The sequence below is a fragment of the Magnetococcales bacterium genome (assembly GCA_015228935.1).
Classification (GTDB): Bacteria; Pseudomonadota; Magnetococcia; order Magnetococcales; family DC0425bin3; genus HA3dbin3.
The window spans coordinates 1-9,785 of record JADGCO010000132.1; the positions used below are offsets into that span (position 1 = coordinate 1).

A 9,785-nucleotide genomic window follows, 5' to 3' on the forward strand; every position below is an offset into this window, starting at 1 on the left:
GTGCCGAACTGGCAGGTTATCAGGCCCATCTGGAATCACTGGTCGCCGAACGCACCGGGGAATTGGAAAAAATTGCAGTCGAACTGCGCACCGCCAAGGATGTGGCCGAAGAAGCCACCCGGATGAAATCGGACTTTCTGGCCAACATGAGCCATGAAATCCGGACCCCCATGAATGCCATCATCGGCATGGCCCACCTGGCCATGCAAACCGACATGACCCCCAAACAGCGGGATTATGCGGAAAAAATTCAACGTTCCGGACAACACCTCCTGGGCATCATCAATGACATCCTGGATTTTTCCAAGATCGAGGCAGGCAAACTGGAAGTGGAAGAAGTTGATTTCGATCTGGATAAAATGCTCGACAACGTGGCCAATCTCATCGGCGACAAGTGCCATGCCAAGGGATTGGAACTGATTTTCGATGTGGATCCCCATCTTTCCAGAAACCTCCGAGGCGATCCCCTGCGTCTGGGACAGGTGTTGGTCAACTATGCCAACAATGCGGTCAAATTTACCGAAAAAGGTGAAATCGTCATTCGCGTCCGGAAGGGAACAGGCGCGGATCCAATGCCCCTGGTTCGCTTCGAGGTGCAGGATACAGGCATTGGTTTGACCTCCGAACAGCAGGCCAGATTGTTCCACTCCTTTCAGCAGGCAGACAGTTCCACCACGCGCAAGTATGGAGGGACCGGTCTGGGACTGGCCATCTCCCGGAAGCTCGCCCAGCTCATGGGCGGCGATGTCGGGGTGGAAAGCGAGGTGGGAAAAGGAAGTACCTTCTGGTTTACAGCCGTGTTGCATTCCGGCTCACGCTCCCGGCAGCAATTGTTGCCGGCACCGGATCTGCGGGAACGGCGCATCCTGGTGGTGGATGACAATGCCCTGGCGCGGCAAATCCTGGGTGACATGTTGCGCAGCATGACCTTCCACGTCACGGAGGCATCTTCCGGTATTGAAGCCTTGCAGCAGGTTCAGCTTGCCGAAACCACGAAGCACCCCTTCGATGTTCTCTTTGTGGATTGGCAGATGCCGGATATGGATGGCGTGGAGACTGCGCGGCGTCTGAAAAACCTGGCTGGAATCCAGATGCCCCACCTCGTGATGGTGACGGCCTATGGACGGGAAGAGGTGTTTCGGGAGGCCCGGAATATCGGTTTTGAAACCATTCTGGTCAAGCCGGTCAATGCCTCGACACTTTTCGATACGGTCATCCGCACTCTGGGTGGCCATCAGGAGGAAGAACATGTTGTTGCCAAATCTGAAAATAACATATTCAAAAATCTTGAAACAATCCGCGGGGCCGACGTGCTGCTCGTGGAAGACAATGATCTGAATCAACAGGTGGCCATGGAACTGCTCTCCGGGGCCGGGGTGGTCCCGACTTTGGCGGAAAATGGCGCGATTGCCGTGCGCCTGGTGCAGGAAAAACGGTTCGACCTCGTGTTGATGGACATGCACATGCCGGTCATGGACGGCCTGATGGCAACCCGGGCCATTCGTGCCATGCCCGGCTTTGCCCAATTGCCGATTCTGGCCATGACCGCCAATGCCATGGAAGCGGACCGCGATAAATGTCTGGCGGGTGGCATGAACGATCATGTCCCCAAACCCATTGATCCGGATGAACTGTTTGCCGCCTTGTTGCGATGGATCTCGCCCCGCAAAGGTCTGGGGGAACAGGCTGAAAATAAGGTTACGGCAACAACATCGCTGGATCCTCCGCAAGCCGAAAACAAGAGTACGGCAACAACGTTGCCGGATTCTCTGGCACACATAGCCGGTCTGGATGTGCCGACAGCTCTCAAACGGGTCTTGGGAAAACGCGCCTTCTACGAGGATTTATTGCGCAAGTATGTGGCAGGGCAGGCGGAAAGTGTTCATACCGTGCGTGTCCACCTGGCTGCCGGGGAACGCCATGAGGCGGAAAGGGTGGCCCATACCCTCAAGGGAGTCTCAGGAAATATTGGTGCCGTGCGGATTCAAGAGTTGGCGGCTCGCATGGAAAGTGCCATCAAGGATAATCTCGCTGTCACAGATATCGAACCCCTCCTGACAGACGTTGAAAATGAGTTGACATCCCTGTTACGCTCCCTGCGACAATCCCTGGGAACAGGGGGCGAAAAGGAAAAAGAATCTTCAATCGCCAAGGATGTGATCATCGACCGGTCGGCAGCCAAAAAGATTGTAGATCGGATGGAACTGTTGCTGAGCGAAGATGATCCAGAAAGCATCGCTTTTTTTGAACAGGAACGTTCCCTGATCGTCTCTATTTTTGGAAAAACCACTGAGAATATTGAAAAATTGATAAAAAATTACGACATGGAAGGGGCGTTGGCCCTTCTGCGTCAGGCACGCAAGGATCATCCGGAAATTTCTGGAAGTTGACTGCCCCCTTTTCCTGTTTGGCGGGCCAGGAGGTCGCTTTTGTCAAATGCCACGGTTGAGAAACAATCCATCCTGGTGGTGGATGATACCCCGGACAACCTGACTCTCTTGAGCGGGCTGCTCAAGGATATCTACAAGGTGAAAGTGGCCAATTCCGGGGAACGTGCCCTGCGGATCGCCCGTTCGGAAACCCCGCCGGATGTGATCCTTCTGGATATCATGATGCCAGGCATGGACGGCTTCGAGGTCATGCGGTTGTTGCAGGCCGAACCCTCGACCCGGGCCATTCCCGTCATCTTTCTGACCGCCAAGAGCGAAGTGGAAGACGAAGAACAGGGGTTGGCCCTGGGTGCAGTGGATTACATTACCAAACCCATCAGTCCGCCCATTCTGTTGGCCCGGGTGCGCACCCATCTTGCCTTGAAGCAGGCCCGTGATCAGTTGCAAAACCAGAATGACATTCTGGAAGAGAAGGTCAAGGAACGAACCCGCGACCTGGTCATCTCCCAAAATAAATTGCAAAAACTCGTCGAATTGGGCTTGGCGCTCTCCCAGGAACAGGATACCAACCGGTTGCTGGAAAAAATTCTTTTCGGGGGCAAGGAGCTGCTGCATGCCGATGCGGCCACACTCTACCTTTGCCAGGATGATGAATATCTTGAGTTTGCCATTCGTTCCCGCCAGGACAACCTGCCCATGGACAGGATTCCTCTGCGGGACCCCGCAACCGGCCAGGAAAATCACCAATACATATCCGTCCATGTGGCCCTGACCGGCGAGAGTGTCTGTTTGAGCGATCTTTATGGTGAATGCCGTCCATTCGATACTGCGGGAGTTCACCAGTTTGATAAGGCCACGGGTTATCACACCCGTTCCATGCTGACCGTGGCCTTGAAATCCCGCAGCGGTGAGCCGATTGGCGTTCTGCAATTGCTCAATGCCATGGACCCAGATACAAACAGCATCATTCCTTTCCAGCCGGAAACGATCCAACTGGCCGAAGCCATGGCGTCTCAGGCCGGCATGGCCCTGGACAATCACCATTTGATCCTGGCCCTGGAAAAACGCCTGGATGCCATCATCAAACTGGTGGCCAGTGCCATCGATGCCAAATCTCCCTACACCGGAGGCCATTGCGAACGGGTGCCGGAAATCGGGCGTCTGTTGGCCGAGGCGGCCTGCAATTCCACATCAGGTCCTTTTGCCGATTTTTCCATGGCCCCGGATGAGTGGAAAGCTTTCCAACTGGCAGGTTGGTTGCACGATTGTGGCAAGGTGACCACACCGGAATTCGTCGTGGACAAGGCCACCAAACTGGAGACCCTCTACAACCGTATCCACGAAATTCGCACCCGCTTCGAGGTGCTGCGCCGGGATTGTGAAATTGCAGCCCTGCAACAAAATCAGTTGCCAGGGGCAGACCCGCAACGTATCGAAGCTGAAAAGGCCACCGCCATTGCCGAACTGGAAAGTGATTTTGCCTTCCTTGCCCGGTGCAATGTGGGTGATGAACTGATGACACCAGACATGATCGCCCGTCTGGAGCGCATTGCCCAACGGACCTGGTATCGCACTTTCGATGATCGTCTGGGACTTTCGCATGTGGAATTGGACCGCATTGCACATGTTCCTGTGGTCCCCCTGCCGGCTGAAGAATATTTGCTGATGGACAAACCGGGACATATCATCTCACGCCAGGAAGCACCCCTTTCCTACGACCCCGCAGCCTGGAACATACGCCTTCCGATTCCCGAACACCTCTACCATAATGGTGAGCTGTATAATCTCAAGATTGCCCGGGGCACCCTCAACAATGAGGAACGCTACAAAATCAATGAACATGCCATCTATACAATTATCATGTTGTCGCAACTGCCTCTTCCCAAGAACATGCGCAATATCGTAGAATATGCAGGGTGTCATCATGAAACACAAGATGGCAGGGGATATCCGCGGCGTTTGCAGCGGGAACAACAGTCGGTTCAGGCACGCATTCTGGCCATTGCGGATATTTTCGAGGCGTTGACAGCCTCGGATCGTCCCTACAAAAAAGCCAAAACCCTCTCCGAAGCATTGAAGGTCATGTCTTTCATGGTCCGTGATCAACATATCGACAAGGATTTGTTTGACCTGTTCCTCAGCAGTGGCATCTACCAGACCTATGCTGATCAATATTTGCGTCCAGAACAAAAAGACTCCATAGATCCAGAACTTTATAAACCAAAATGAGGTTTTGTTCCCTTGCTGGCGACTCATGCGTTCTTTGGTAGATCGTGGATGGCGGCTTGTGCGTAAGCCCGAATCTGGTTGATCTCTTCCTGTTCAATGCCAAGGGATTCCAAAAAATCCTGGTGGGCAAGGGGGGCATTTTTTTCGAACAAGACATGCCAAAGATTCTTGGCTGTATCATCCATGCCGGCCCCTTCCAGCAGATTGATCCACCCGGCCTTGTCCATGATGCGTGATTGACGCATGATGTTGTTGTGTTTCAATAATTTGATAATTGCATGTTGTTGGGTGCGCAGTTTGGCAATTTCCTGGTTGGTCTGGAACAGTTGGTATTCAAGAGCCTCCTCCATGGAATTTGTTGGCCTGTCGCAGAGATCACGGATTTTATCCAGAGGTATCCCGGCTTCGCGCAAAGTGGCAATGCGTTCCATGCGTTTGAAGTCAACCTCGGAGTACAGACGATAGTTGACAGTGCTGCGCAGAGAGGGAGACAACAGGCCAATCCGGTCATAATACAACAATGTTGACCTGGAGAGACCGAAGTGACGGGCAAGTTTTCCAATGGTCCACATGACTGACTTGTCCTGAGGTGAAAGCGGGTTTGGATAGCCCTGCCTTTTTTGTCTGAAAGGCAGGGCAGTGTTCACAACAACATCACAATTGGATGGATCTGGCCCGTATATTCTGGATTTCCCGGGGAGAAATATTCATCCACGCCAGAAAGGATTGATGGGCATCCGGATGGCGTTCCTCAAAGAGGCGATGCCAGTTGGCCATATCCGTATCGCTGAGGCCAATGTCGCGAAACATTTTGATCCAATCTTCTTTTTCGAGTGTTTTGACAGGCATGTGTTTTCTCCGCATGAGTATGATATGGTAGAGTGGTTGGCTAGCCATGCCAACAAGTCTCAACTGTCAAGCTGTAGTCAGGTCAAGCGGATTTTTTTGATGCGTGTTCGGCAGCACTTGAGCAGGCAAGAAAAGGGTAACGATTCCATGCTCAGTATTTTTTCCGGTATGGTGGCCGTCGCAATGCTGATGGTTGGACAGTCTGTCCGGGCCGAAGAGAATAGCCACTGGCACATGAATGGCTACGGAACCCTGGGCTTCATTCATGATGACAGCAGCAATAATTCATATGTCCGCGACCTGACGCAACGCCCCGAAAATCAACATTATATTGACAACTCCTGGCGTCGGGATACGCGCCTGGGATTGCAGGTTGCCTACCAGGCCGATCCGACTTTTGAAATTGTGAGTCAGATCGTTTTGCGCGACCAGGTCTTGAAACGTCCCTTGAACTTTCTGGATTGGGCGCACCTGACGTGGCGGCCCATGCCGGATGTTGACCTGCGCCTGGGGCGGATCGGCTTTGATCTGTTCCTGATGTCGGATCATCGCAACCTGACTTACGCCTATCCGTGGGTCCGGCCCCCTGCGGAGTATTATTCCTGGGTTCCCCTCTATTCAATCGATGGCGGCGACATTGCCTATTCCCTGCGTGACAAAGAGGGACGTTGGCGTCTCAAGGCCCAGGGTGGACGTGGCAACCTCGATTTCGCCATGGGTCTCACGGGGGTGTATGATTTCAAAACCAATAATGTCATCACTACATCCCTGCTGCGCGAGCAAGGTCCCTGGCAGTTCAGGGTTGGATATTCCCATCTGACCTCCACGACAGAGGCTTCGCCCCTGGCACCCCTGCATGCAGGTCTCGATGCCATAGCAGGGGCCGGTGTGCCAGGGGTCAGCGAAGAGGCTGCCTATATGCGGCGCAACACATCTTTCGATAACGTCTCTTTCCACTACAGCACCCTGGGTGCTGTTTACGACGATGGCACATGGTTGGTCCAATCTGAATTGGCCAATGTCTCTACCTCAGCCGATATGGTCACCAATGGCCACATGGCCTATCTGGGATTGGCGCGGCGCATCAGTGCCTGGACCCCGTTTGTCATGGTCAGTGGTGTGCGTCCTCATGTCGATATCTACTCCTCCACCCAGAATTGGAACAGCATTGGACAAGGCGAATTCCAAACCATCGCCGTGGCAACACTCAACGCCACCCGCATGAGCCAGGAAACCTTGAGCCTGGGGTTGCGTTGGGATTTCAACAGTCGTGCCGCCCTCAAATGGCAACTGGATACGACTCATATTCATCCCAACGGCTACGGTTTGTGGTACAGCGATCCCACGCCGGCTTACCGCTCCCAGGATGAACATGTGACAACGGCTTCCTTTACCTTGGATTTTGTGTTCTAGGCATGAACAGAAAATTAATTTTGATGTTTTATTGGATCACAACGCTCCTGATCGGTTTGCCTGCCATCACGTCGCCGGTCATGGCCGGTGATCTGGTCGTCGTTGTCAACCTGGACAATCCCAATCCCCGGCTGAGCCATGATCAGGTTTCCGATCTCTATCTGGGTCGTACCCGCACATTTCCCAATGGCATGTATGCGTATGTCATCGACCGGGAACGGGACAGTCAGATGCGCAATAGATTTTTCCGCCTGATCAACGGCATGCATCTGAATCAGGTCAATACCTATTGGGCGCGATTGACCTTCAGCGGACAAGTCCTGCCACCCGTCAAGAAAAACAACAATCTTGAAGTGTTGCAAAGTGTACAAGGCAATCCTTCCGGGATTGGCTACATTGATGGTGATGCTCTGGTTCCCTCGGTACGCGAAGTTTTGAGGCTGCATGACTGAGTTTCGCCCTCGCGCCACGCTCGTCTACCGGCTGACCATCTATGTTGGTCTGGGCATGCTCTCCTTTGCACTGCTTGTCGGTTTGGGTACCTATCGTTATTTCTATGCACGCGGCCTGGCCGAAGCCTCGGACCTGGAACAACAACTGGTGCATACCGTGATGCACCAGGCGGCAGTGGGCGCTTTCGCCAACAATGAAACCATTGCCCAGGAAGTGGTCCAGGGATTGTTGATCAACTCCCTCGTTCTGTGGGCACGTATTCAAGCCAACGATGGGTTCCAATTTGAACAAGGTAAAAAAACCGGATTGAATCCCGAAACCGAACCCAATCCTGCGCCCGCCACCTACTATCCCCTGCCATCACCGGTCAATACCCGGGAATTTATCGGCACCCTGGGAGTGCTTCTGGATCTGGCAGCCATCCAGAAAAATGCCACCCGAGAAGCCATGATCTATGCCGGTGTGATGGTTTTGCAAATCCTGGTTTCTGTTTTCATCCTGATGTCTCTGTTCCATCGCCTGCTGGGCAAACCGGTGGTTTTTCTGGCCCGGCAGATGCTCGAAATCAAACCCGGCAAAGGCTCGCGCATTCCCATCCAGACAAACCATGTTCAGGATGAAATCGGCCTGTTGTCCGGCAGTGCCAACGCCTTGCTGGACGCCGCCGAACTGGCCATCGACGAAGAGCGCAGCCTGCGTCAGCAACTGGGCAGTGTCAATTCCGTCCTGCAAAAAACCCAACACACCCTCTCGACCCTGCTCGATAACTTCCCTGGCATGATCTATACCTGCCGCAACGATGCCAACTGGACCATGAAATACGTCAGTGAAGGGTGTCAAACCCTGACCGGCTATATGTCGAACGAATTGCAGGACAATCGTCTGGTCTCTTATAACATGCTGATTCTTGAAGAAGATCAGGACATAGTGTGGAACCAGGTTCAGGAAGCCGTTTCCAGACAAACCCCTTTCATCCTTGAATACCGTATTCGAGACCGAAATGGGGAAATCAAACATGTGTGGGAAATGGGACGTGGTGTATTCGAGGCAGATCGTCTGCAGGCCCTGGAAGGATTCATTACCGATATTTCAAAGCGCAAAAACATGGAAGATGCCCTGCGTCAGGCCAAGGAGTCTGCCGAAATCGCCACCCGGGCCAAGAGCGATTTTCTTTCCACCATGAGTCACGAAATCCGTACCCCCCTGAATGGCCTGCTCGGCATGGCGCAGCTCCTGGGCCGTACCCGTCTCTCCAAGCGCCAAAAAAGTTATGTGGATACCATGATGCGGGCCGGTGAACACCTCTTCACCACAGTCAATGACGTACTCGATATTTCCAGAATCGAATCCGGAAAACTGACCCTGGAACCGATGGATTTTTTGTTGGAGCCGTTTTTCGACAACATTCTGGATCTGTTTACCCCTCTGGCCGAAAGCAAGGGAATTTCCCTGGCATGTCATAGGGATGCGGGCTTGCCGACGGCCTTGCTGGGTGACCCTTTCCGCTTGCGGCAAATTTTGTACAATCTGGTCAGCAATGCCATCAAATTTACCGAACAGGGCGAGGTGGTCCTCGACATTCTACAGGAAGAGTCCCCCACTCCCGGGGAGTGCCGGCTCTGTGTCCTGGTCCGGGATACCGGTATCGGGATTGATGCCAGCCGGCAGGCGCAAATATTTACTCCTTTTGTCCAGGAAGAGACCTCCACCAGTCGGCGTTATGGCGGCAGTGGTCTGGGGTTGGCTCTCAGCAGACAATTGGCTGAAATCATGGGAGGCACTCTCACCTTGTCAAGCCGCAAGGGCAAGGGCAGCACCTTCATTCTGCGGGTCGGTTTGCGCATCGGCAAAAAACCGGAGTCCATTGGCCAACAAACCTCTTTGCCGCCCCTCTCCATTCTGGTGGTGGAAGATGAGCCAATCAATCGTCAGGTCATCCAGCATATGTTGGAAGGTGATGGCCATCGGGTCACCGTTGTTCAGAATGGTTTCAGAGCCTTGGAAGAGATGCAACGGGGAGAGCAGTACCATGGGATTTTGATGGACCTGCGCATGCCGGGCATGGATGGTGTGGAAGCCATGCAGCGCATCCATAAATTACCTGGTTCTGCCGCCGCCGTGCCCACGATCATCCTGACGGCTGACGTGACCCAGGAAGCCTACCATCGATCTCTCCAGGCCGGGGCTTTTCAAGTATTGTCCAAACCGATCCGTCTGCCCGTTTTGCGCCAGGCATTGGCTGCACTCCCCACCCTGCCCGATCCAAACCAGAATTCGGCGGCCTTGACAGCTTTTCCCACGGTGGCAAGCGATGCGGCGGCTTTGACAGCTTTATCCACGGCGGCAAGCAATGCGGCGGCCTTGACAGCTTCACCCACGGTGGCAAGCGATGCGGCACCCTGTCAACCCCCTGTTTCTCCATCAGCTACGGGGTCATCGGACGATCTGCTC

7 protein-coding genes are annotated in these 9,785 nt (G+C 53.7%); 5 read left to right on the plus strand and 2 right to left on the minus strand.

The features are described 5' to 3' along the window. Together HQL65_18895 and HQL65_18900 are read left to right on the plus strand one after the other, a co-directional pair. Positions 1–2,390: response regulator (locus tag HQL65_18895; GenBank protein MBF0138305.1), on the plus strand; the 2,390-nt coding region annotated here is incomplete at its 5' end. Positions 2,391–2,429: 39 nt separating this feature from the next. After that, positions 2,430–4,619 (plus strand): response regulator, encoded by a 2,190-nt coding sequence (locus HQL65_18900; protein MBF0138306.1) that lies wholly within the window; start codon positions 2,430–2,432, stop codon positions 4,617–4,619. A 23-nt stretch (positions 4,620–4,642) separates the two neighbouring features. Here HQL65_18900 and HQL65_18905 read toward each other — a convergent pair whose 3' ends face one another. Together HQL65_18905 and HQL65_18910 are read right to left on the minus strand one after the other, a co-directional pair. After that, positions 4,643–5,191 (minus strand): MerR family transcriptional regulator, encoded by a 549-nt coding sequence (locus HQL65_18905; GenBank protein MBF0138307.1) that lies wholly within the window; start codon positions 5,189–5,191, stop codon positions 4,643–4,645. An 82-nt stretch (positions 5,192–5,273) separates the two neighbouring features. Next, positions 5,274–5,468 (minus strand): hypothetical protein, encoded by a 195-nt coding sequence (locus HQL65_18910; protein MBF0138308.1) that lies wholly within the window; start codon positions 5,466–5,468, stop codon positions 5,274–5,276. 147 nt (positions 5,469–5,615) lie between these two features. Here HQL65_18910 and HQL65_18915 point away from each other — a divergent pair, with 147 nt between their 5' ends. The 3 genes from HQL65_18915 to HQL65_18925 all read left to right on the plus strand — a co-directional run. Beyond that, positions 5,616–6,881, plus strand: coding sequence for a hypothetical protein (locus HQL65_18915; protein MBF0138309.1), 1,266 nt, complete (start codon positions 5,616–5,618; stop codon positions 6,879–6,881). 2 nt (positions 6,882–6,883) lie between these two features. Further along, positions 6,884–7,333 carry a hypothetical protein gene (locus tag HQL65_18920; protein ID MBF0138310.1) on the plus strand — a complete coding sequence of 150 codons (450 nt, stop codon included), beginning with the start codon at positions 6,884–6,886 and terminating at the stop codon, positions 7,331–7,333. Further along, on the plus strand, positions 7,326–9,785 hold a 2,460-nt coding region (locus HQL65_18925; protein MBF0138311.1), incomplete at its 3' end, for a response regulator. The genes HQL65_18920 and HQL65_18925, both read left to right, overlap by 8 nt.